19 protein-coding genes and 1 pseudogene are annotated in these 22,227 nt (G+C 60.9%); 14 read left to right on the forward strand and 6 right to left on the reverse strand.

The window, feature by feature from the left end; all coding sequences use genetic code 11:
* Window positions 1-20: 20 nt before the first annotated feature.
* Complete coding sequence (locus EPZ47_RS17095) at window positions 21-2,393, reverse strand: putative bifunctional diguanylate cyclase/phosphodiesterase (protein ID WP_135845881.1); 2,373 nt, start codon at window positions 2,391-2,393, stop codon at window positions 21-23.
* 217 nt (window positions 2,394-2,610) lie between these two features.
* Complete coding sequence (locus EPZ47_RS17100; protein WP_135845882.1) at window positions 2,611-3,567, reverse strand: threonine dehydratase; 957 nt, start codon at window positions 3,565-3,567, stop codon at window positions 2,611-2,613.
* 93 nt (window positions 3,568-3,660) lie between these two features.
* Between EPZ47_RS17100 and EPZ47_RS17105 the strand changes: the two genes are divergently transcribed.
* Entirely contained in the window at window positions 3,661-4,479 is an 819-nt protein-coding gene (locus tag EPZ47_RS17105; protein ID WP_135845883.1) for a helix-turn-helix transcriptional regulator, read from the forward strand.
* 186 nt (window positions 4,480-4,665) lie between these two features.
* Here EPZ47_RS17105 and EPZ47_RS17110 read toward each other — a convergent pair whose 3' ends face one another.
* On the reverse strand, window positions 4,666-5,577 hold the full coding sequence (locus tag EPZ47_RS17110) for a hypothetical protein (protein ID WP_238346640.1): 912 nt from the start codon (window positions 5,575-5,577) through the stop codon (window positions 4,666-4,668).
* 314 nt (window positions 5,578-5,891) lie between these two features.
* On the opposite strand from EPZ47_RS17110, the gene EPZ47_RS17115 reads away from it, so the two are divergent.
* The 4 genes from EPZ47_RS17115 to phnE are packed head-to-tail and all read left to right on the forward strand — an operon-like array spanning window position 5,892 to window position 9,122.
* Window positions 5,892-6,743 (forward strand): putative selenate ABC transporter substrate-binding protein, encoded by an 852-nt coding sequence (locus EPZ47_RS17115; RefSeq protein ID WP_135845884.1) that lies wholly within the window; start codon window positions 5,892-5,894, stop codon window positions 6,741-6,743.
* Entirely contained in the window at window positions 6,740-7,537 is a 798-nt protein-coding gene (locus EPZ47_RS17120) for a phosphonate ABC transporter ATP-binding protein (protein WP_135845885.1), read from the forward strand. The genes EPZ47_RS17115 and EPZ47_RS17120 overlap by 4 nt, the downstream gene beginning before the upstream one ends.
* Window positions 7,531-8,358 carry a PhnE/PtxC family ABC transporter permease gene (locus tag EPZ47_RS17125; RefSeq protein ID WP_135845886.1) on the forward strand — a complete coding sequence of 276 codons (828 nt, stop codon included), beginning with the start codon at window positions 7,531-7,533 and terminating at the stop codon, window positions 8,356-8,358. The genes EPZ47_RS17120 and EPZ47_RS17125 overlap by 7 nt, the downstream gene beginning before the upstream one ends.
* Window positions 8,355-9,122, forward strand: a complete 768-nt coding sequence (gene phnE, locus EPZ47_RS17130; RefSeq protein WP_135845887.1) for a phosphonate ABC transporter, permease protein PhnE — start codon at window positions 8,355-8,357, stop codon at window positions 9,120-9,122. Before EPZ47_RS17125 ends, phnE begins: the two co-directional genes overlap by 4 nt.
* Before the next feature lie 15 nt (window positions 9,123-9,137).
* Here the strand turns inward: phnE and EPZ47_RS17135 are convergent, their stop codons facing one another.
* Complete coding sequence (locus EPZ47_RS17135; protein ID WP_135845888.1) at window positions 9,138-10,061, reverse strand: LysR family transcriptional regulator; 924 nt, start codon at window positions 10,059-10,061, stop codon at window positions 9,138-9,140.
* Between the two features lie 112 nt (window positions 10,062-10,173).
* On the opposite strand from EPZ47_RS17135, the gene EPZ47_RS17140 reads away from it, so the two are divergent.
* From EPZ47_RS17140 to EPZ47_RS17150, 4 genes and pseudogenes are all read left to right on the forward strand, one after another.
* Complete coding sequence (locus EPZ47_RS17140; protein WP_135845889.1) at window positions 10,174-11,169, forward strand: aldo/keto reductase; 996 nt, start codon at window positions 10,174-10,176, stop codon at window positions 11,167-11,169.
* A gap of 383 nt (window positions 11,170-11,552) precedes the next feature.
* Window positions 11,553-12,707: pseudogene (locus tag EPZ47_RS30860) on the forward strand (FIST signal transduction protein); the annotation flags it as partial.
* A gap of 372 nt (window positions 12,708-13,079) precedes the next feature.
* Window positions 13,080-13,580, forward strand: coding sequence for a methyl-accepting chemotaxis protein (locus EPZ47_RS30865; RefSeq protein WP_256454416.1), 501 nt, complete (start codon window positions 13,080-13,082; stop codon window positions 13,578-13,580).
* A 209-nt stretch (window positions 13,581-13,789) separates the two neighbouring features.
* Window positions 13,790-14,302 carry a hypothetical protein gene (locus EPZ47_RS17150; RefSeq protein ID WP_135845891.1) on the forward strand — a complete coding sequence of 171 codons (513 nt, stop codon included), beginning with the start codon at window positions 13,790-13,792 and terminating at the stop codon, window positions 14,300-14,302.
* 91 nt (window positions 14,303-14,393) lie between these two features.
* On the opposite strand, the gene EPZ47_RS17155 is transcribed toward EPZ47_RS17150, so the two are convergent.
* The gene (locus EPZ47_RS17155) at window positions 14,394-15,086 is read right to left on the reverse strand and encodes a type 1 glutamine amidotransferase domain-containing protein (RefSeq protein WP_135845892.1); all 693 of its coding nucleotides are present in this window, start codon (window positions 15,084-15,086) and stop codon (window positions 14,394-14,396) included.
* A 201-nt stretch (window positions 15,087-15,287) separates the two neighbouring features.
* Between EPZ47_RS17155 and glcD the strand changes: the two genes are divergently transcribed.
* Genes glcD through glcF form a run of 3 tightly spaced genes read left to right on the forward strand, consistent with a single transcriptional unit; the run spans window position 15,288 to window position 19,072 of the window.
* Window positions 15,288-16,787: a glycolate oxidase subunit GlcD gene (gene glcD, locus EPZ47_RS17160; RefSeq protein WP_135845893.1), complete on the forward strand. Its 1,500-nt coding sequence runs from the start codon at window positions 15,288-15,290 to the stop codon at window positions 16,785-16,787.
* Window positions 16,787-17,839 (forward strand): glycolate oxidase subunit GlcE, encoded by a 1,053-nt coding sequence (gene glcE, locus EPZ47_RS17165; RefSeq protein ID WP_135845894.1) that lies wholly within the window; start codon window positions 16,787-16,789, stop codon window positions 17,837-17,839. The genes glcD and glcE overlap by 1 nt, the downstream gene beginning before the upstream one ends.
* A gap of 9 nt (window positions 17,840-17,848) precedes the next feature.
* The gene (gene glcF, locus EPZ47_RS17170) at window positions 17,849-19,072 is read left to right on the forward strand and encodes a glycolate oxidase subunit GlcF (protein ID WP_135845895.1); all 1,224 of its coding nucleotides are present in this window, start codon (window positions 17,849-17,851) and stop codon (window positions 19,070-19,072) included.
* Between the two features lie 104 nt (window positions 19,073-19,176).
* On the opposite strand, the gene EPZ47_RS17175 is transcribed toward glcF, so the two are convergent.
* Window positions 19,177-19,446, reverse strand: coding sequence for a YceK/YidQ family lipoprotein (locus EPZ47_RS17175; RefSeq protein WP_135845896.1), 270 nt, complete (start codon window positions 19,444-19,446; stop codon window positions 19,177-19,179).
* Window positions 19,447-19,620: 174 nt separating this feature from the next.
* Between EPZ47_RS17175 and EPZ47_RS17180 the strand changes: the two genes are divergently transcribed.
* Window positions 19,621-21,099, forward strand: coding sequence for an FAD-binding oxidoreductase (locus tag EPZ47_RS17180; RefSeq protein ID WP_238346642.1), 1,479 nt, complete (start codon window positions 19,621-19,623; stop codon window positions 21,097-21,099).
* Between the two features lie 129 nt (window positions 21,100-21,228).
* Entirely contained in the window at window positions 21,229-22,227 is a 999-nt protein-coding gene (locus EPZ47_RS17185) for a response regulator (protein ID WP_135845897.1), read from the forward strand.

The raw sequence follows: 22,227 nt of genomic DNA on the forward strand, positions 1-22,227 counted from the left end.
TTCATCAGCCCGTTGGACCTCTACCTATCGGCCCCCGGATGAGCCGTCTGTGCTTGCAGCAATGCCTTGAACTGGTCGGCAGGCACCGGCCGGTTAAAGTAAAAACCCTGGAATTCGTCGCAGGCATTGTCCCGTAGAAAGTCGGCCTGTTCCTTGGTTTCCACGCCTTGGGCAACCACGGTCAGGCTGAGGGTCCTACCCATCGCAATAATGGCCTCGGTCAAGGCTTTGTCTTCCGAGACATCGCAGATATCACGAATAAACGAACGATCGATCTTGATGACGTCGAGGGGAAATTGCTTGAGTGCCGAGAGCGAAGAATAGCCGATACCGAAGTCATCGATGGCAATCCGGACCTTCAAGTCTTTAAGACCGATCAATACCTTCAATGCTCTTTTGGCATCTTGCATGAGCAGGCTTTCGGCAATTTCGAGTTCCAGCAGACCGGCGTCCATACCAGTTTCTGCCAGTATCGCGGCGAGATCCGTGAGTAAGTTCTCATCGGCAAACTGCCGCGCGGTCAGGTTCACGGCCATCCCCAAATGCGGCAGCCCCTGTTGTTGCCAGGTAACGTTTTGTCGGCAGGCGGTCTTGAGCACCCACTTGCCGATCGACACGATTAAGCCGGTCTCTTCCGCGACCGGAATAAATTGCATGGGCGCCACCACACCCAAATCGGGATGTTCCCAACGCAAGAGCGCTTCCATGCCCGTGATCTGGCCGCTGCGCACATCTCGCTTGGCCTGGTAGTGAAGTTGGAACTCCTCGCGCTCCAGGGCGTGGCGCAAACTCAACTCCAGCGTCAGCCGTTCCAGCGAGTCCGCATTCAGTTTCTCGGAATAGAATTGGAAGTTGTTCTTGCCTTGTTGCTTGGCCTGGTACATCGCAATATCGGCGTTTTTCTTGAGTGTCTGCTCGTCCAGGCCATCGCGAGGATAAACACTGATGCCGACACTGGCGGTGATACGGAACTCCTGACCGTGGAGGTTAAAGGGCCGGGCAATGGTCGACAGGATTTTCTGCGCGGTGACCGCCACGTACGAGTCCTCCGACAGCTCCGGCAGCAAGATCACGAATTCGTCGCCGCCTAATCGAGCTACGGTGTCACTGGCGCGCAGACAGGCCCGAAGGCGCAGTGCAACGGCTTGCAGCAGTTGGTCACCGGCATCATGCCCAAGCGTGTCATTGATTTGCTTGAAACGATCAAGGTCCAGGAAGAGCACCGCCAACTGCCGATCATATCGGCTTGCCTCGCGGATACTCTGAGCCAACATCTTGCTGAACAAACTACGATTAGGCAGCGACGTAAGACCGTCGTGATAGGCGAGATACTCGACACGTTCGGCGTAGGCTACTTTGGCTTCGGCGGCCCGCAAACGGCTTTGCACCAGTTGCCAGCTCATCCGACTCAGCAGACTGACCAACAACACCAGCAACAGGCTACCGCCCGCCGCCCGCCACAGGTAGGTATGCGCCTGCCGCGTCACCGCAGCCAGTTGCTCCTCCTCGGACAAGCCGACAATCACTGCCAATGGATAGTCGTAGAGTTGACGGGCGCTGGTGTAGCGCCGTACCCCGTCCCATCCATTGGTCGAGAGTAGCGCTTCAGTGTTTTCAGTGTCCGGCACCACCGCCGCGTAATCGACCGTATCGCCGGCTATTACCGCCTCCCCGGTACGCCGAACCCGGAAGATGCCATCGGTCCCCAGCAGCCCGAGCGTGCCCTGATCGCCGAGCTTCGAGGCGTCGTAGCTGCTGACGAAATACGCCGCGTCGACCTCGACCATTGCGATCCCAGAGAATGCGCCCCCCGCCGAATTGAGACGCCGGCTGAAGCGCAGCGTCCACTCGCCCGTCGCAGGATTTTTCCAGGGACGACTGATCGACAGGGTATTGTCGCGCCACCGCGTTTGCGCCTCATCCTGGGCGACGACAATGCCCACTTCACTCGCCTGCGTACTGGCGACCACCACACCGCTGGCGTCCACCACGCTGACGTCAAACAGGAAAGGGGGTGGCAATAACGCCCGCTCCTTGAGTTTTGGCAGCGGGTTTTGTTCCCCCTCGGACTCGTAAGTGTATTTGACGAGTTTGAGGGTCTGATCAATTTCACGCACGGCCCGCAGAATTTGCGCCTCGTACGTGGCGCCGATTTCCAGGCTTGCCGTGGCGGCGCCCTGTTGCGCGCGAACCTGTTCGACCTTGATCAGGTACAGGGTGCCCGCCCAGATGGCCAGCAACAGGAGCACCGTTAGCAGCGGAAATAAAATGTAGATTTCTTTGGCTTGGTCGAACCCGCGCCGAAACAGGCTATGGGTGGTAGCGGAAACGGAGTTTGCAGCATTGGCAATATCAGAGGCCGATCCCAATATATTCGACCGTTGGACCGGCATGATGTGCTCCCTGCATCGTTTCACTGCTGACGGCTTGCGGGCCTTTGACGCGGTAACGGCTCCTGGAGTTAATTGCTCCTGATCGGCCACGCGAAAGGATTCCGGCTCTGGTGAAAACTATAGACTACAAAGAGCGCCTGTCAGGCGAGAGCCTATTGGTTTGAGGTCAAAATCAGTATCCAAAGGCAAGATCAAGCAACCGCCTGCGCCACCTCAGTCATCCAATCACTTTCGCATACACCGATCTATCGACATTCCCACCCGACAGAATCACCCCCACCTTCCTCCCCTTCATCGCTTCACGCTCCTGCATGAGCGCTGCCAAAGCGGCCGCGCCAGCCCCTTCAGCGAGGTTATGGGTATCGGTGTAATACACACGCATGGCTTCGGTAATTTCCTGGTCGCTGACCGATACGATCCGTGTCGCAGCGGCCCCGTAGATGGCGAAGGCCTCGGCAATTGGCCTGCGCACGGCAAGGCCGTCAGCAAAGGTGTTGGCCGAGGCGGTTTCGCACAGGTCTCCCGTTTCAAACGATAACTTTGCCGCCATCGCCTCAGTGGACACCACACCCACTACCTGGGTTTTCAGGCCCAAGGCATCACGGGCGGCAATCACCGCACAAATCCCCGAGCCACAGCCAATCGGCACATAGACAGTGTCCAGGTCCGGCGCGGCCTTGAACAATTCAAAGGCATAAGTGGCCACGCCTTTGACCAACTCCATATGAAACGGTGGCACCAGGTAGAGGCCATGCACTTGCGCCAGGCGCGCAGCCTCCTCACGGGCCTCATCGAAATCGCGGCCGTACTCAATCACCTCGCCGCCAAAGCCGCGCATGGCGTTGTTCTTTTCGACGGAATTACGCTCCGGCACCACGATCAACGCCCGCAAACCCTGCGCCGTTGCCGACAGCGCCAGGCTCTGGCCATGGTTGCCACGGGTGGCGGTGACCACGCCTTTCACGTCCGGGTGGGTGCGTTTGAGCCAGTGCATGAAGGTGATACCACCGCGCACCTTGAAAGCACCGGTCGGGGTGTGGTTTTCGTGCTTGACCCACACCGTGCAACCCAGCCGTTCAGCCAGCAACGGCCAGGCGTATTGGGCGGTTGCCGGCATGACTTGATAGACATGATGCGCAGCTTGTTCAAGATCGTCGCGAGTCAGTGTGTGCATGAGTGACCTCCAGGTTTTGCCCAGTCTAGGCATGGGCGCCAGACGGCGGCTTTCAGAAAACTGACCTGACTTTTGTGCTCGCTCTTCTCTACTATGGTGTTCATGAGCCATCGAAACCGCCTGCCGCCATCGCGTCCATCCGAACCGGTCCGTCGTATCGAGGCTGGCCCATGGGCGATCGAATTGTTACCCGGCTGCGCCTACGCGGCCCGTTATGTCGCGACCCAGGCGGCGATTGGCTTTGCCTTTGACAGCCAGCGAGGCGTGCATGCCATTGGCAGCGACCGCGTGCAGCCCTTCGAGGCCATGCCCAATGGCCTGGCGTTCGTCCCGGCCGAGTGTGACGTGTTCTCCGAATCACCGGGGGGCGGTGAATACCTGCGGGTCATGCGTACAGACGGTTTTCCATTGGTAGGCGATCGGGCCTTCAACAATCGCATTGATCAACAGGCCATCGCCCTCGCCCGACGAATGCGCGGGGCACTGTTGCGGGCCTCCATCGAGGACGATTGGGAGGCCTGGGCACTCGGGCTGGCTGAACGGACGATGGATAACCTGGCGTTGTCGACCCCGCCCCCAGGGTCTATCACCGGCAACCGCATGCGTCTGCTCGATGAGTTCATCGACGCTGGCCTCGACGGCCCACTGAGTGTACCGGCCATGGCGGGATTGCTCGGATTGTCCGAAGGCTATTTCATGCGCGCCTTCAAGCATGCGACGGGCAAAAGCCCCCATAGCTACCTGATCGACCGACGCCTGGCCAAGGCCCGCGCCCTGATGCGTGATTCAACAGCCGGGTTGGCGCAGATCGCCCACACCTGCGGCTTTAACTCCCAGGCGCACATGGCGACTGTCTTCAGGCAGCGCCTTGGCGTCAGCCCGGGGCAGTTGCGTAGAAGTTCGAGGGACTAGGTGAGCAGCTGGCTTACGCAGGACCGGTTAACAACCCTCTACCTGTTTATTTTTTGATCGTCTGTTGAAACGCTCCAACCGCCTGGCCGCGACGCGGTTATCCACAGACATACTCACGGTTTTTCTGGATAACTATGGATGAGTGCAGCGACGCAAGTGCTTGAGCGTTCACTGTTTCCGGGTAGATTAAACCACCGTCGGAATGCATCGCTCCGGCCGGGGGCCGACGCTGGCTTGGGCCCTGTCCACCAGCCATTGCACCCACCTGGCATCCTGGTCATTGACCACGGCAAAACGGTTCGGCGGGAAAAAGGTCCAGTGATGGGCAATCTCTACAAGGCGCTTGAGTTCATCGGCGGACATCCAATACGGCGTCTGCGTCAACGGCATTGGCGCCCCGTCGAAACGCCGCCCCAGAGGTAGGTTGGTACCGGGGGCAAAGGCAAACGCCAGTTGTTGGCGGGGTTGCATCTGTTTGTCCAGCGCAGGCATTCGCCCGACCCGCTCGTAGGTGAAACTGCCCGGATATCCCTCCTTGAGCGCGAGCCAGTGGCCCGCAGCGGTCTTGGCCAGGACCCATTGCGACACACCGGAGTCTTGCATACGCTCAAGTTTGCCATTGGTCCACTGCATGAGGGCGTTGCAATCCGGGTCATAGTCACAAGACCATAGGCTGATGCCAGAGACCAGGGTATGGCGCTCAAGCTCGACCAGTCCTTGGTCCGGCATCGACTGCCAGTAGCGTCTGGTCGGGGCGCGGGTATCGCGCAAAAAGTTGTGCAGCGCCCAACCGGCCATGAACAGCAACGTCGCCAGCGCAAGCCAGCCAAGGGAGTCACCGACGATCCGGTCAACGTCCAGACCTGGGGCGACTAGCGCTCGATACAGCCACAGGCCGAGTAAAAACGCGATGCCCGGCAGCACAGGGCCAAAGCACAACGGCGGCACGAGCACCGCGATCCAGCTGAAGCGGTGCATGGCAGCGTGCTCATGCGCCCAGGCCAGCTCCTGGGCGAGCATCGGCACCTGTTCCCGTGGAGCAATTGCAGGGTCGGGGGTCTTGAAGCGCGTGAACAGTGTGTAGGAGTCATCGCTCATGGATCGAATCAGGCTCTTGCGTCATCGTTCATCGGATCGTCGATCATGCCAGGCTCAGCTTGCTTCTGCTGACTGCGACAATGAGTGCAGGTGATTTCAATCAAGCCTGGTCCGGCGCGATATTTAGATCAAGAACTGCTTGCATCGCCAGTTTGAGCTTGTAGGATCCCGGCAATGCTGCCAACAGCGATCCACCGGGGCAGCCAAAAAACGGTCATCGGGCTCCCGCTCGTCTACCCTCACAAAGCGCCGTGCCTTTAACAACCTGTGGCTAGCGCTTAAACATTCTTGCGTTAATGTACCGGAGATCTTCCATGTTCAAGCGTTCCCTGGCACTGGCTGCAGGCTTGACCCTGTCTTTTTGCACCCTGCTGACGCAGGCCGCCGACACACTCAAGGTCAGCGCGATTCCCGATGAAGCCCCTACCGAGCTGCTGCGCAAGTTCAAGCCACTTGGCGCTTACCTGGAACAGCAAACCGGCATGAAAGTCGAGTTCGTGCCCGTGAGCGACTACCCGGCCGTGGTCGAGGCACTGGCCACCGACCGGATCGACATGGCCTGGCTGGGTGGCTTCACGTTCGTACAAGCCCGCCTGAAAACCGGGAATGCCATTCCGTTGGTACAGCGCGAGCAGGACGCCCAATTCACCAGCAAATTCATCACCGCCGACCCCGCCGTCAAGTCCCTGGCCGACCTCAAGGGCAAGACCTTCGCATTCGGCTCGGTGTCGTCGACTTCCGGCAGTTTGATGCCGCGTTATTTCATGCTCCAGGACGGCATCAAGCCGGAAACCTACTTCAGCCGCGTCGGCTACTCGGGCGCCCATGACGCCACCGTCGCCTGGGTCCAGGCCGGTAAGGTCGATGCCGGGGTGCTGAATGCCAGTGTCTGGGAAAAACTGGTCGCCGCCGGCAAGGTCGACACCACCAAGGTCAAGGTGTTTGCTACCACACCGGCCTACTTCGACTACAACTGGACGGTGCGCGGCACCCTCGATCCCGCCCTGGCCGCCAAGATAAAAGCCGCCTTCCTGGCACTCGATCCGGCGAACCCGAAAGACAAGGAAATCCTCGACCTGCAGGCCGCCAGCCGCTTCATCGAAACCAAGCCTGAGAACTACAAGGGCATCGAGGAAGCCGCACGCGCCGCCGAACTGCTCAAATGACATTGCACCTGACCCAGGTCAGCCTGGTCCACGGCAACGGTGTCCAGGCACTGCGTGACGTGGACCTGCACATCGGCGCCAACGAACAGGTCGCCATCATCGGCCCGTCCGGTGCGGGCAAGTCGAGCCTGCTCAACGTGTTGGGCACCGCCCTGCGCCCGGGCAGCGGTGAAATGCAAGTGCTCGGCGTGCGAGCCTGGCAGTTGTCGGCGCGCCAGCGTCAACGCCTGCGCGCGCGCATCGGCCTGATCCATCAAGCGCCCCCGCTGCCGCCGCGCCAGCGCGTGGTCACTGCGGTTCTGGCTGGCAAGCTGGGCCAGTGGGGGATTGGCAAGAGCCTGCTGAACCTGCTGCATCCGCTGGATATTCCCGGTGCTCGCGCGGCATTGGCCAGGCTGGACCTGGGCGACAAGCTGTTCGCCCAATGCCAGCAACTGTCCGGCGGCCAGCTCCAGCGCGTGGGCATCGCTCGCGTGCTGTATCAAGCGCCCGAGGTGTTGCTGGCCGACGAGCCGGTATCGGCCATGGACCCGGTCTTGGCCGAGCACACACTGTCGGTGCTTTGCCACCATGCCCGGGAGCACAACGTCACCCTGGTCGCCAGCCTGCATGCGGTGGAGCTGGCCCTGGCGCATTTTTCGCGGATCGTTGGCCTGCGCGATGGCCAGATCCTGTTCGACTTGCCAACCGATGCGGTCGACCGTGGGCTGCTCGACACGCTCTACGCCAATGAACAATTGCAGTCCACACCGATCCCGGCGCCGCCCTTGAGCGTACAGATTCCCCGATGCTGACACGCGATACCCGAGACCCCGCCACCCGCCCTCGCCTGCTGCTCAGTTTGCTGGCACTGGTTCTGCTGTGGCCGGGCATTCGATTCAGTGAGTTGGACCTCAGTGTGTTGGTGGCCAGTGACAGTCAGAGCGAAATGGGCCGCTTTGTCTCAGCCTTCTGGCCTCCAGCCCATGGCGAGGAATTCATTGAGCTGCTGTTGCAAGCCACCTTGCAAACGCTGGCGATCGCCACGGCGGGCATGGCCCTGGCGTTGCTGTTGGCCGTTCCCGCCAGCCTGCTGGCCAGCCGTGCCCTGTCGCTGTCTGCGGCCTCCCATGCCGGCATTCCAGGCTATTGGGGCCAACTGTTGCGGTGGCCCGTACGCGGTTTACTGATCTTCCTGCGCAGCGTGCCGGAAATCGTCTGGGCCCTGCTCTTCGTGCGCGCCGTCGGCCTCGGCCCGACCGCCGGGGTATTGGCCATTGCCATTACCTACAGCGGCATGTTGGGCAAGGTCTACGCGGAAATCTACGAGTCAGTCGACCAGCGTCCGGCCCACGCGTTGCTGCAGGCCGGCAGCAGCCGGCTCGCGGCCTTCGGCTATGGGATCCTGCCCAATGTCGCGGCAGAGCTGTTGTCCTACACGGTGTACCGCTGGGAGTGCGCCATCCGCGCTTCGGTGGTAATGGGCTTCGTCGGTGCCGGTGGCCTGGGCCAGCAAATGGACCTGTCGTTGCGCATGTTCGCCGGCGGTGAAGTGGCCAGCCTGCTGCTGACGTTCCTCGTCCTGGTGTTGCTCGCCGATCACCTCAGCCGCCTGCTGCGCTGGAGGCTGGCATGAATCGTCTGTTCAACGCGCTCATTGTCCTGGGTATCGGCGCGGCGGTCGTCGCCTCGTTCGCCTATCTGGGCATCGACCTCGGCGAGCTCAACGACAGCGGCAACCTGACCCGGATGGGCGCTTATGCCCAGCGTTTTCTCAGCCCGGACCTGAGCCTGGGCCACCTGCGCGCGATTGGCCAGGGCGCCGTGGAAACCCTTGCGATGTCCGCCATCGGCACGCTGCTGGCGGCGGTCTTCGGCCTGTTATTGGCATTGCCCGCGGCCGGGCGCTACGGCTGGCCGTTCCAGAGCGCCTCGCGCCTTGTGCTCAATGCCTTGCGCGCGGTTCCGGAACTGGTGTGGGCCGCGCTGATGGTCTTGGCCGCAGGGCTCGGGCCCAATGCCGGCACCCTGGCGTTAGCCCTGCACACCACCGGCGTACTCGGCCGGCTGTTCGCCGAAGCGCTGGAAAACACCCCGGCAGAACCGGCCAATGCCATCCGCCTGCAGGGTGGCAATGCTGTCGTGGCGTTCTGTTACGGCACACTGCCCAATCTGTTGCCCCAGTTGCTGGCCTATACCCTGTACCGCTGGGAAAACAATATCCGCATGGCCAGCGTGCTCGGCTTCGTCGGTGCCGGGGGGTTGGGCCAGATGCTCTATGTCAGCCTCAGCCTGTTCCAGGAGGCCCAGGGCAGCACAGTGATCCTGGCGATGCTGCTACTGGTGTTCGTGGTCGATACGTTGAGTAGCTGGAGTCGTCAGCGTTGGGTCCAGGCTTGACGTGGTCGCGCGCCTCTAGACCCTCACCATCAACTCCCGCTGCGTATCCGCCACCCCGTGCAACAACTCGATCACCCAGTCGATAAAGACCCGCACCCGAGGCGATAACTGTCGATGCGGTGGGTACACCGCTGAGATCGGCCACAACGGCACGGCGTATTCATCCAGCACTTGCACCAGGCGCCCCTCGGCCAATTGCCGCTGGACGTGGTAACGCGGTACTTGAATCAAGCCCAAGCCGGCCTCACAGGCCATTACGTAGGCGTCGGCATTGTTGACGGTCAGCTCGCCCGGCAATTGCACTTCGCGCACCTGCCCTGCCACCTCGAACTCAAACGGGAAAAATCGTCCATTGCCCGAGGCAAAGTTGATGGCCCGATGCGCCGGCAAATCCTCCAACCGTTGGGGCGTGCCCGAGCGGGCCAGGTAGTCGGGGCTGGCGCAGGTCAGTTGCTGCAGCCGCACAATGGGCCGTGCCACCAATGCCTGGTCGACGACGTTGCCGGCCCGAATCGCACAATCCACGCCCTCGCGCTGCAGATGGACCTGCCGGTCGTGGAAGCCGATGTCCAGTTGCAACCCTGGGTAGCGCCGATAGAAATCCGGCAGATGCGGCAGGATCCAGGTGCAGCCGAAGGCGATGGGCATGTCCACCCTCAAGGTGCCGCGCGGTTGGCTGCGCTGCACCGACAACGCGCTCTCGAGGTCATCGAGGTCGTCGAGCAGTTGGCCGCAGCGCTGGTAATAGGCCTCACCATCGAGTGTCGCGCGCACCTGCCGTGTGGTGCGCTGCAGCAGTTGCACGCCCAGATGGGTTTCCAGCTGCTGTATCAACAGGCTGACGCTCGCCCGGGGCAGTCCAAGGTCATCGGCCGCCTTGCCAAAACCGCCCAGCTCGACGATGCGCCTGAACACCTGCATGGCCTGTAATCGATCCATTCTCGGGCTCACTATTTAGATAGTGCGAATAGTTAAACCAAAAATCACGGGTTTATCCAGAAAACAGCTTGCTGGAGACTGAACGAGTCATTCACCGCCAGGAGCAATCATCATGATGACCCGCCAACTCGGCCATCACGGCCCCCACGTTTCAGCCATCGGCCTGGGCTGCATGGGCATGTCGGACTTCTACACCACCGGGGTGGATGAGCGAGAGGCCATTGCCACGCTGCACCGCGCCGTGGAACTGGGCGTGACCCTGTTCGACACCGCTGACATGTATGGCCCGCACACCAACGAAGAACTGCTCGGACGCGCCTTGCACGGCAAGCGTGAAAGCATCTACCTGGCCACCAAGTTCGGCCTGGTGCGCAGCAGCGACCCCCACGCCCGAGGCGTCAATGGCCGCCCTGAATACGTCAGGCAATCGGTCGAGGGTAGCCTCAAACGCCTCAAGACCGACTACCTCGACCTCTACTACCAGCACCGCGTTGACCCCCTCGTCCCCATCGAAGAGACCATCGGGGCCATGGCCGAGCTGGTCAAGGCGGGCAAGGTCCGCCACATTGGCATCTCAGAAGCCAGCGCCGAGACCATCCAACGCGCCCATGCGATTCATCCACTGGCAGCGGTCCAGAGCGAATACTCGTTGTGGTCCCGTGACCCTGAACACAACAGTGTGCTCGATACCTGTCGACGCCTGGACATTGCCTTCGTCGCCTACAGCCCCCTGGGTCGCGGGTTTCTGACGGGTGAACTGAAGAGTCCGGACGATTTTGCCGCCGATGATTATCGCCGTTTCAACCCACGCTTCCAGGCCGACAACTTCACTCGCAACCTGATACTGGTGGAACGGGTCAAAGCATTGGCCGCAGATAAGGGCATCAGCGCTTCGCAACTGGCCCTGGCGTGGGTATTGGCCCAGGGCAACCATGTCATCCCGATCCCGGGCACCAAACAGCGCAAATATCTGGAGAGCAATGTCGCGGCCACGGCCGTTACATTGAGCGCCGACGAACGGGTTCATCTGGATGACATTTTCGGCGCCGAAGGTGTGGTAGCGGGCGATAGATACGCCGCTCAGACGATGACCCTATTGAACGGCTGATCGATCGGTCGAGCGGCTGTGCCGTTTTGCACCCGCAGCCAATCGTCCGATTTACATGGCGAAGAAGGACCTTCGCAAACGGTGTGGAGGGGACGCCGGGCAGCTTTGCTGTGTTTCTGCGCAGATGTGTACGAAAGTCGTTGATCGATAGACGCAGTAAAAGCCAACGAAAAGACAATGTGGAGCGGGAAAGCAAATAGATAGTTTGAGACTGGGCAATACACAGGGGTCATCCACCGTTGGTGGTCCCTGTATATAGCCTGAGCGCCGCCGGGCGCCTCTGCGTAACCAACTCTAACAAGCTCGCTTTCGCAGAAGAGGACAGAGGAAGGCCCCGCGCGTATGCCGCGTATGCATCACGTCGCACTCAAACGAGTCCAGCCATGAACCTACTGAATCTCTTCAAAAAGGCCCGCGCCCACGCACAAGGTGCTGTCAGCGTGGTCTGCACCGCCAGTGAGCTTGACCAGGCGCTGGCCAGCGTGCGCGTAGACCCGGTGTTGGTCACCGGCTTTGTCTCTCCTCACCTGGACATCGACCAGATCGCCGCCAAAATCAAAAAGCGCTTTGGCCACAGTGCAATCAGCCTGTGCACGACGTCGGGAGAGCTGTGCAACGGCGCGAGCACGCTGTACTGCCAGACCGGCGAGACGTGGGACCGGGTGGTGCTGCAACTGTTTGATTCCAGTGTGATTGCTTCGGCCGAGGTGGTGATGGTGCCGCTGGAGTGCGAAGACATTCGCAGCGGGGGCAAACGTCTGGCCATGCGCGAGCGAATCGCCAAACTGGTGAACAATATCAAGCAGGCGCAGGTGAGCACGCCCATTGACCACCGCGACACCTTGGCCTACGTGGTGTTCGATGGTCTTTCGGCGTCCGAGTCGTTCTTTATGGAGGCGCTCTACGAGTCCGGGCGCTTCCCTTGCCTGTTCGTCGGCGGCTCTGCCGGGGGCAAGACGGATTTCAAGAAAACCCTGATCAGCGATGGCCAGCGCAGTTACCAGAACCATGCGCAAATTGTTTTTCTGAAAACCGCGGCGGATGTGCGCTTCGGGGTATTCAAAAGCCAGAACTTCCAACCCGCCGGATTAAGCCTCAACGTGCTGACCGCGTCGGTGGAAGACCGCACCATCGACCAGGTCATCGACAGCCGCGGCAATATCAAGAGCATGGTGCAGGCCCTGTGCGACGCATTCGAGTGCACGGCCCAAACGCTGGAAAAGAAGCTGGCCGACTACTCATTCGCCATCCGGGTGGGTGAAGAACTGTTCGTGCGCTCCATTGCTCGCATCGACTATCAACAACAAATCATCCAGTTGTTCTGCGACGTTGCGCCCGGCGAAGAGCTGGTGATGGTCAAGCGCACGCCTCTTCGCGAAGCGACCCGCATCGACTACGAGAAATTCCTCAGAGGTAAAGGTGGCCGGCCGGTAGCGGCCATTCTCAACGACTGCATCCTGCGCCGGCTCAACAACGGCTGTGACCTGGGCAGCATGGCCGGTATTTTCGGCGACGTGCCTTTGGCCGGTTTCTCGACTTTTGGTGAAATCCTGGGCCTGAACCTGAACCAGACGCTCACGGCGATTTTCTTCTTTCGAATCACCAAGGGCGCCCGTTTTGCCGATGAATACGTCGACAACTTCATCGCCCACTATGGCGAGTTCAAGGCCTTCTTCCTGCGTCGTCAGATCAAGAAACTGGCCGGCCTGAACCATGTAGTGGTCAAGCAGATCATGGCGTTCAAGATGAATGACTTCAACAGCGCCTTGGACACCCGCGGCCTGGATAACACGGTCCTGCCGGTGTTCAACGGCCTGACGGACCTGGGCCAGGTATTGGCACAGGCCAGCCAGCAGCAAGAGGAAATGGCCACGCAAATCAAGCATTACTCCGGTGAGCTGCACCTGTCGATGGATGACCTGACGGGCACGATAGATCGGCAAAATAGCGTTGCCGAGCAGGCGGGCACAACCGTGGAACAACTGGCCACGCAAGCCGGTGAAGCGGTGGTCGGCGCGCGTGCGCTCGCCAGCTCAAGCCTGCGTATCCAGTCGATCGTGCAGGTAATTCAGCAAATCGCCGGGCAGACCAACCTGTTGGCGCTCAACGCCGCCATCGAAGCCGCCCGGGCGGGTGAAATGGGCAGAGGTTTCGCCGTGGTGGCTGACGAGGTGCGTAAGCTGGCGGAAATCACCCGCAAGAATGCGGCTGAAATCGGCGTGGATATCGACCTGCTGTCAAAGGAGATCCAAGGCGTCGCCCAACAGATCGAAGATCAGTCCGTGGCCGTGGGCGCACTGCGCGAAATGCTCGATGTCCTGGAGGACTCCAGCCGCACCACTGAAGGCACAGCGCAACGCACCAAGACCATCGCCGACACCTTGACCGGGCTGACCCATGCCAGTGCTTGAGCCCTTCAGGGCACAAAACCGGCGGCCACCTTCGAAGATGACATAAATCAAGGTTGTCCCGGGGATATCTACTCATCATTTGGGGGCGTTAGTAAGCGACTGTCATGCTGAAGTCCATGAGTTCCGGCGAATGCGGCTGACTCCACTCTCCACAATCGTGTGAAACCTGTGATTTTGGTTCGGCTCCTCCCCCACATAGGTAGCTCGACATGAAAAATACCCGACTGGCCATGCTTTTCCTTCTTGCATCGCTTTCCCCCCTATGGACGTCAGCAGCCGAGCAATCTGAAGTGCCGTCGACGCAGCAACAAACCCCCAATGTTGCAGAGTTCGATACGCAGATGGCCCAGGCGCAAGAGACCTTCCAGAAAATGCAGGAGCAGATGGAGAAAATCCAGCAGACCCAGGATCCCCAGGAGCGGCAGAAGCTCCTTCAGGAACATTGGAATACGATGCAAAGTGGCATGGCCATGATGAATGGGATGGGGGGGCCGGGAATGATGGGATGCTGCCGAGGCCCCGGCATGATGGGCAAAGGAAAGATGATGGGCGGTGGTCATATGATGGGCTGGCAGGACTACTCCAAGCTGCCCCCGGAGCAAAGAAGTCAACGCCAGTACATGATGGATAGATTCACCGGCATGCAACAGATGATGATGGACCAGATGATGCGGCATCAAAACTACATGCAGGGGCAACCACCGGCCAAGCCTGGCGCATAAGTTATCGCCAGTGGTGCGGTGGCCGCCGACATGGATCGGGGAGGATATTGCGCTCATAGGCGGCCCAAACCGGGCCGCCTCCTGCGACGGCTCAGGCCGTCTGTTCCTGCGCCAGCCGCTTGAGCAACGCTTTGGCGGTGGCTTCGGATGAAGCCGGATTCTGACCGGTGATCAAATGCCCGTCCTCGACCACATAGCTGGCCCAGTCCGCGGCCTTGGAATACTCGCCGCCTTTGGCTTTGAGCATGTCCTCCACCAGAAACGGCACCACTTGCGTCAGTCCCACGGCGTCTTCCTCAGAGTTGGTGAAACCGGTGACTTTTTTGCCTTTCACCACCGACTGGCCATCCGGGGCTTGAACGTTCTTGAACACGCCAGGGGCGTGGCAAACCGCGGCCACGGGCTTATTTGCGGCATAAAAGGCTTCGAGGAGGGTCTTCGAATCCGTGTCCTCGGCCAGGTCCCAGAGCGGCCCATGACCGCCGGGGTAGAACACGGCATCGAAGTCATAAGGGTCAATCTCGCCCAGCGGCACCGTGTTGGCCAGGGCCGCTTGGGCGATCGTATCGGTACGAAAACGGTGGGTAGCCTCAGTCTGGGCGTCCTCTTCATCACTTTTGGGGTCTAGCGGCGGCTGTCCACCCTTGGGAGAGGCAAGCGTGACTGTCGCCTTGGCGTCGACAAACACGTAATAGGGAGCGACGAACTCTTCCAGCCAAAACCCTGTTTTCTTGCCGGTATCGCCCAACTGATCGTGGGATGTAAGGACCATTAGAATGTTCATGTGAGCCTTTCCTCCTGGTGTCAACGGGCGGCACGAGGTCGCCGCCCTGCTTTAGGTTCAGAGGCCACGCGGGCGCAGACGTTCAGTGGGCCGTCGCGATACTTTCCCGACTGGCAGGACCGGATGAATGTGCTTGGCTCAATCATCGAGCGCTACACTGTCAAATGCCCTTCCGCCTGGCATGAAGAACAATAGAAGCCTATGAACATTCTCTACGATGAGCGCGTCGATGGCGTATTACCTCGGGTCGACAAGTCCGCGCTGATTTCAGAACTGCGTGAGGCCCTGCCCGACCTGGCGCTGCTGCACAGCGCGGAGGACCTGAGGCCGTATGAGTGCGACGGGCTTTCGGCCTACCGCGTCATGCCGTTGCTGGTCGTCCTGCCCGAGCGCATCGAGCAGGTACAAGCGCTGCTGCGCATCTGCCATGCCCGTCAGGTACCGGTGGTGGCCCGGGGCGCCGGTACCGGGTTGTCGGGGGGCGCCTTGCCGCTGGAACAGGGAGTCCTGTTGGTGATGGCACGCTTCAACCGCATCCTTGAAATCAATCCCCAAGGCCGCTATGCGCGAGTCCAGCCCGGGGTGCGCAACCTGGCGATCTCCCAGGCGGCCGCGCCACATGGCTTGTACTACGCACCCGATCCGTCCTCCCAGATCGCCTGTTCCATCGGTGGCAACGTGGCGGAAAATGCCGGCGGCGTGCATTGCCTGAAGTACGGCCTGACCGTGCACAATCTGCTCAAGGTCGACATCCTCACCGTCGAGGGCGAAAGCATGACCCTGGGCAGCGACGCCCTGGACGCGCCAGGATTTGATTTACTCGCCCTGTTCACGGGCTCGGAAGGGATGCTTGGCATCATCACCGAAGTGACGGTCAAGTTGCTGCCCAAGCCCCAGGTGGCGCGCGTGCTGCTCGCCAGTTTCGACTCGGTGGAAAAGGCCGGTCGCGCCGTCGGCGACATCATTGCCGCCGGGATCATCCCCGGTGGGTTGGAGATGATGGACAATCTGTCGATTCGGGCCACTGAAGACTTTATCCACGCCGGCTACCCAGTCGATGCCGCCGCCATCCTGTTGTGCGAACTCGACGGTGTGGAGGCCGACGTGCAGGACGATTGCCAACGGGTCGAGGCGGTCTTGAAGGCTGCTGGCGCCGTGCATGTGCGGGTGGCCTGCGACGAGGCCGAACGGGCGCGTTTCTGGGCCGGGCGCAAAAATGCGTTCCCTGCCGTAGGGCGCATCTCCCCTGATTATTACTGCATGGACGGCACCATCCCACGACGCGAGTTGCCACGGGTGCTAAAAGGCATCAGCGACCTGTCGGACGAACATGGCTTGCGCGTGGCCAACGTGTTCCATGCGGGGGACGGCAACATGCACCCGCTCATTCTGTTCGACGCCAACCAGCCCGGCGAACTGGAGCGCGCCGAGACGCTGGGGGGCAAAATCCTGGAACTGTGCGTGCAAGTCGGCGGCAGCATTACCGGGGAGCATGGCGTCGGGCGCGAGAAGATCAACCAAATGTGCGCGCAGTTCAACAGCGACGAGTTGACCGTGTTTCACGCGGTGAAAAAGGCCTTTGATCCGCAAGGCCTGCTCAACCCCGGCAAGAACATCCCGACCCTGCAGCGTTGCGCGGAGTTCGGCTCGATGCACGTGCACCTCGGCAAACTGCCGTTCCCGGAACTGGAGCGCTTTTGATGCCCTACGATCATGACGCCAGCGCCGCGCTGTTGGAACAGGTCAACCATGCCCTCAACCAACGCACGGCGCTGCGCATCCAGGGCGGCAACAGCAAAGCCATGCTGGGCCGCCCGGTCTGCGCTGAAGTACTCGATACCCGTCAGCACCGCGGCATCGTCAGCTACGACCCCACCGAGCTGGTGCTGACCGCACGCGCCGGTACTCCCCTGGTGGAGATCGAAGCGGCGCTCAACGAGGCCGGGCAATTTCTACCGTTCGAGCCCCCGCACCTGGGCCCAGGGGCTACCTTGGGCGGTATGGTCGCCACGGGCCTGTCCGGGCCACGGCGCCCCTGGGCCGGCTCGGTGCGGGATTACGTGCTGGGCACTCGGGTCATCACCGGCCAGGGCAAGTTGCTGCGTTTTGGTGGCGAAGTCATGAAGAACGTCGCCGGTTATGACCTGTCGCGCCTCATGACCGGCAGCTTCGGCTGCCTGGGGCTACTCACGGAAGTGTCCTTGAAGGTCCTGCCCAAGCCACGCCAGTGCCTGAGCGTGCGACTGGCAATGGATGTTCGCCAGGCGTTGGCTGAACTGGCCGAATGGGGCCAGCAGCCGATCCCGATCAGCGCGGCCTGTCATGACGGCGAGGCACTGCACTTGCGCCTGGAAGGTGGTGAGGGCTCGGTGGCCTCGGCCATCGACCGTTTCGGTGGCGACGCCCTCGACAACAGTTATTGGGCTGACCTGCGGGAGCAGCGCCTGGGGTTCTTTGCCACACCCGAGCCGCTGTGGCGGCTTTCGTTGCCGAACAACACCGGGCCTCTCGACCTGCCCGGTCGGCAACTGCTGGACTGGGGCGGCGCCCAGCGCTGGCTGAAATCCGCGGCCCTGCCGCAAATCATTCGCCAGACGGCGTCCAGCGTTGGTGGTCACGCCACCCTCTATGCCGTCGACGAAGCGCCTTTCCACCCGCTGGCCGAGCCGTTGTTGCGTTATCACCAGAACCTGAAGAAACAGCTCGACCCCCAGGGGATCTTCAATCCGGGCCGTATGTACGCCGACGTCTGAGGACGAGCCATGCAAACCCATCTGAGCGAACAAGCCAAAAGCCTTCCCCGTGCCGAGGAGGCCGAGCGCATCCTGCGCTCATGTGTGCACTGTGGATTCTGTACGGCCACCTGCCCCACCTACCAATTGCTGGGCGATGAGCTGGACGGCCCCCGCGGGCGCATCTACCTGATCAAGCAGGTGCTTGAAGGCCAGGCAGTCACCGCGAAGACTCAGCTACATCTGGACCGTTGCCTGACCTGCCGCAGCTGCGAGACCACCTGTCCATCCGGCGTGCAGTACCACAACCTGCTGGACATCGGCCGCGCTGTCGTTGAGCAGAAAGTGCCCCGTCCCCTCGCCCAGCGCGCGTTTCGCCAGGCCCTGCGGGCAGTACTGCCACGGCCTGCACTCTTCCAAGCGTTGATCCAGGCCGCGAAGGTTTTCCGTCCGCTGCTGCCCCACGCCCTGCAAACCAAGCTGCCGCGCCAGCACCCTCCGGCCAAGCCACGCCCGCCAGTGCGGCATCCGCGCCATGTACTGATGCTCGAAGGTTGTGTGCAACCAACCCTGGCGCCCAACACCAACGCCGCTGCTGCTCGCGTCCTGGATCGCCTGGGCATTTCGGTGGTATCGGCCCGCGAGGCCGGTTGTTGCGGGGCAATCGACTACCACCTCAATGCCCAGGAAAAAGGCCTTGAGCGGGCCAGGGGCAACATCGACGCCTGGTGGCCGGCCATCGAGACCGGGGTCGAAGCCATTGTCCAGACGGCCAGCGGTTGCGGCGCCTTCGTGCGCGAATATGGTCAGTTGCTCAAGGATGACCCGGCCTACGCGGCCAAGGCCGAACGCGTCAGCGCCTTGGCCAGCGACCTGGTGCAAGTGCTAGGCGCCGAACCCTTGGAAGCCCTCGGCATGCGCGGTGATCGGCGCCTGGCCTTCCATTGCCCCTGCACCCTGCAGCATGCCCAGAAACTCGGTGGCGCCGTCGAGGGAGTGCTCGAGCGCCTGGGTTTCAGCCTCACGGCGGTGCCCGACAGTCACCTGTGTTGCGGCTCGGCAGGCACGTATTCGCTGACCCAACCCGAGCTGTCCCGGCAGTTGCGCGATAACAAACTCAATGCCTTGGAGAGCGGTAATCCGCAAGTGATCGTAACGGCCAACATCGGCTGCCAGACCCACCTCGACGGTGCCGCACGCACACCCGTGCGCCACTGGATCGAGCTTGTCGAAGAAGCCCTGCCCCAGACGTAACCCCCCGCAACGCAAAGCTGTACGCGAAAACACCGATGCCACCTGTCTTCGCGCCGGTGCTCGTAAAGTGCATGCTGAGTGATGTTGGGGGGACCGGGGTACAGCTACTCCTCGGCAGGCTTCATATGAAAAATCGTATAAGGCAGGATCAACGTATCGGCGATAATACTGAAAGGGAGGTCGATTATTGCAAGCGGTGCCAATACCCGCAGGGCTCCAGCGTTTTCCGCGGTCGTGGCCTTGATCACCTCGATATCAGTAGCAGCGCCGCAGTAGGGATGAAGGCCGCAGAGTTGTCCATTGCCAAAGGTTTCGTTGGCCGTTGCGCATCCTCCGAGCAGTGTCATTACCAAAGCCGTTACTACGATCCGCATGACGTCCCCTCCCCCCTGAAAGCGCGGGACTGTAGCATTGATGGCAAGCGGCCTACAGGGGCGAATCCTGATGTGTCGCTGGACAAACTTTTTGGCGCATTTTTGGAGCGCTTCCACCACGGACGTTTGCAGGCTCAGCGCAACGCTCAACGATTCACCCATGGATAACGCAGCATGATCGACAACACACGACCGCACGCCCCGCCCATGCCTTCGCTCTCTTTCACACGGCGCAATCTACTCCAGGCCGGCATGGCTGGGATGGCCCTCGGTGTGCTGTCGCCCTGGTCGGCATGGGCCGCCTCTTCAGGCGTCCTGGTTAACGATGTGACGCTACTCAACCCGATTTGGGTGAGCCGCGTGCTCGCCCCACGTACCACGAACGAAATCCGCCAGGCCCTCACTCTGTGGTCAGGCCCAATCAGTATCGGGGGCGCCCGCTATAGCATGGGCGGACAGATTGCCGCCGAAGACAGCCTGCACCTCGATATGCGTCAGTTCAATCAGGTCATTCGTTACTCACCGGAGCACAGGGTCATACGTGTGCAAACAGGGATACGCTGGCGCGACCTGCAGTCGGTGATCGATCCGCATGACCTCTCGGTAAAGATCATGCAGAGCTATGCCAACTTCACCGTTGGCGGAGCGCTGTCAGTCAATGCGCATGGGCGTTATGTCGGTGCTGGCCCGGTGAGTAACTCAGTCCGAGCCCTGCAATTGGTGCTCGCCGACGGCTCGGTAGTAGAAGCGTCCCGCACCGCCAATACCGACTTGTTCCACGCGGCCATCGGCAGCTACGGCGCGTTGGGGGTTATCACTGAGGTCGAGTTGGACCTCGCGCCAAACGTCTCGATGGAACGTCAGGTACACCGCATGCCCGTTGCCGATTACACCAGGTTTTTCAATGAACAGATCCGCGACAACGAACAGGCTATCCTGCATAACGCCGATCTGGCGCCTCCTTACTTTGACCAAGCGACGGCCGTCACCTGGCGCACGACGGACAAAGAGCTGACAGTTGCGCAGAGGCTGGTCGCTCCGGGGCAATCCTACACATTCGATCGGACCCTCATGTGGGGTGTGACGAGGCTTCCCGGTGGTCCATTGATTCGCAAGGATGTAATCGACCCGTTGCGCTACCTCAGCCAACCGGTTGTACGGCGCAATTACGAAGCCAGCCGGGACGTTGCCTCGCTCGGGCCTCTCGCGACACAGGACAGCACCTACGCGCTGCAGGAATATTTTGTGCCGGTCGCCCAGCTCAACGGGTTTGTCGAACACATGGCGAGCATCCTGCGGGCGCACAACGTGAACGCCGTGAACATCTCCATCCGGCATGCACCAGCCGCGCCTGATTCGTGCCTGTCCTGGGCCCGTGAAGAGGTGTTCTCGTTCGTACTCTATTATTGGCAACACGTCAGCGCGGCCGACCGCGAGAAAGTCGGCACGTGGACGCGCGAACTCATCGACGCCGCACTGTCGTTCGGCGGAACCTATTATCTGCCCTACCAGTTGCATGCCACCCGGGCACAATTCGCCCGCGCCTACCCCCACGCGCAACGCCTGTTCGCACTCAAGGCGCAATTCGATCCGGACAACCGGTTTCGGAACAAGCTTTGGGACAAGTATTACGGGGCTGGGCACATGGTGTAAGCGCCCAACCGGCCTCGCCATTCTGGATGGATCCCTCGATAAACCCTATGCATTAGGTGCTCTTTGCTACCCTATGGCATGATGCATCTAAGTGTTTCCCTGATATCCATCCACCTATGAGAGCCTTCTGTGTCAGTGATTCCCCTAGTGGTGTGTGACGACTCCAACATGGCCCGTAAACAGGTGTTACGCGCGCTGCCCGCGGACTGGCCGGTTTCGGTCACCGAGGCCGTCAATGGTCGCCAGGCCATGGACGCGATACGCCAGGGCCTGGGCCAAGTGGTGTTGCTCGACCTGACCATGCCGGAGATGGACGGTTACCAGGTGTTGAGCGCGTTGCGCGCCGAAGGGTTGCAGGCGCAAGTCATCGTGATCTCCGGTGACGTCCAGGAGGAAGCGGTGCGCCGCGTGCATGAGCTGGGTGCGCTGGCGTTCCTGAAAAAGCCTTTCGACGAAAATGAACTGCGCCAGACCCTAAGTCGCTTGGGACTCTTGGCGAAACCCGGCCAGGCACCGCTACAGCATCGTCCAGTATCGAACACAACCATCAGCTTCAACGATGTATTCCGCGAAACGGTCAACGTAGCCATCGGCCAGGCAGCCGCCCTGATCGCCAAGGTATTGGGCGTTTTTGTGCAGTTGCCCGTCCCCAATGTGAACATCCTCGAAGTCGGCGAGTTGCACATGGCGCTGAACGATGCCAGCAGCTCACAGCAACTCACGGCTATCTGCCAGGGCTTTATTGGCAGCGGCATCGCTGGCGAAGCCCTGCTGATGTTTCACGACTCGGAAATCAGCGACATCGCGCAATTGATGCAACGTCAGAGCAGCGACTATTCGGACCTGGAAATGTTGCTGGACCTCTCCAGCGTACTGATCGGTGCGTGCCTGACCAGCATTGCCGAACAGATCGACGTAGGATTCTCTCAAGGCCACCCACAGATCCTCGGCCAGCACGCGGCCATTGATGAGCTGATCCGGGTCAACCGCACGCGCTGGAAAAAGACCCTGGCGGTGGAAATCAGCTACAGCCTGGAAGGGCACGATATTCGTTTCGACCTATTGCTGTTGTTCACGGAAGACTCCATCGAGCGGTTGACCCACAAACTCGCCTACCTGATGAACTGA

This window comes from Pseudomonas viciae, from assembly GCF_004786035.1.
In the GTDB taxonomy this organism is placed as follows: domain Bacteria; phylum Pseudomonadota; class Gammaproteobacteria; order Pseudomonadales; family Pseudomonadaceae; genus Aquipseudomonas; species Aquipseudomonas viciae.

Coding starts and splice junctions, on each gene's coding strand:
- EPZ47_RS17125 (WP_135845886.1), top strand. CDS start 7,531: ATGCTGACACGCGATACCCGAGACCCCGCCACCCGCCCTCGCCTGCTG.
- EPZ47_RS17180 (WP_238346642.1), top strand. CDS start 19,621: ATGATCGACAACACACGACCGCACGCCCCGCCCATGCCTTCGCTCTCT.
- EPZ47_RS17110 (WP_238346640.1), bottom strand. CDS start 5,577: ATGAGCGATGACTCCTACACACTGTTCACGCGCTTCAAGACCCCCGAC.
- glcD (WP_135845893.1), top strand. CDS start 15,288: ATGAACATTCTCTACGATGAGCGCGTCGATGGCGTATTACCTCGGGTC.
- EPZ47_RS17150 (WP_135845891.1), top strand. CDS start 13,790: ATGAAAAATACCCGACTGGCCATGCTTTTCCTTCTTGCATCGCTTTCC.
- phnE (WP_135845887.1), top strand. CDS start 8,355: ATGAATCGTCTGTTCAACGCGCTCATTGTCCTGGGTATCGGCGCGGCG.
- glcF (WP_135845895.1), top strand. CDS start 17,849: ATGCAAACCCATCTGAGCGAACAAGCCAAAAGCCTTCCCCGTGCCGAG.
- EPZ47_RS17155 (WP_135845892.1), bottom strand. CDS start 15,086: ATGAACATTCTAATGGTCCTTACATCCCACGATCAGTTGGGCGATACC.
- EPZ47_RS17095 (WP_135845881.1), bottom strand. CDS start 2,393: ATGCCGGTCCAACGGTCGAATATATTGGGATCGGCCTCTGATATTGCC.
- EPZ47_RS17100 (WP_135845882.1), bottom strand. CDS start 3,567: ATGCACACACTGACTCGCGACGATCTTGAACAAGCTGCGCATCATGTC.
- EPZ47_RS17115 (WP_135845884.1), top strand. CDS start 5,892: ATGTTCAAGCGTTCCCTGGCACTGGCTGCAGGCTTGACCCTGTCTTTT.
- EPZ47_RS17105 (WP_135845883.1), top strand. CDS start 3,661: ATGGTGTTCATGAGCCATCGAAACCGCCTGCCGCCATCGCGTCCATCC.
- glcE (WP_135845894.1), top strand. CDS start 16,787: ATGCCCTACGATCATGACGCCAGCGCCGCGCTGTTGGAACAGGTCAAC.
- EPZ47_RS17175 (WP_135845896.1), bottom strand. CDS start 19,446: ATGCGGATCGTAGTAACGGCTTTGGTAATGACACTGCTCGGAGGATGC.
- EPZ47_RS17135 (WP_135845888.1), bottom strand. CDS start 10,061: ATGGATCGATTACAGGCCATGCAGGTGTTCAGGCGCATCGTCGAGCTG.
- EPZ47_RS17120 (WP_135845885.1), top strand. CDS start 6,740: ATGACATTGCACCTGACCCAGGTCAGCCTGGTCCACGGCAACGGTGTC.
- EPZ47_RS17140 (WP_135845889.1), top strand. CDS start 10,174: ATGATGACCCGCCAACTCGGCCATCACGGCCCCCACGTTTCAGCCATC.
- EPZ47_RS30865 (WP_256454416.1), top strand. CDS start 13,080: ATGGATGACCTGACGGGCACGATAGATCGGCAAAATAGCGTTGCCGAG.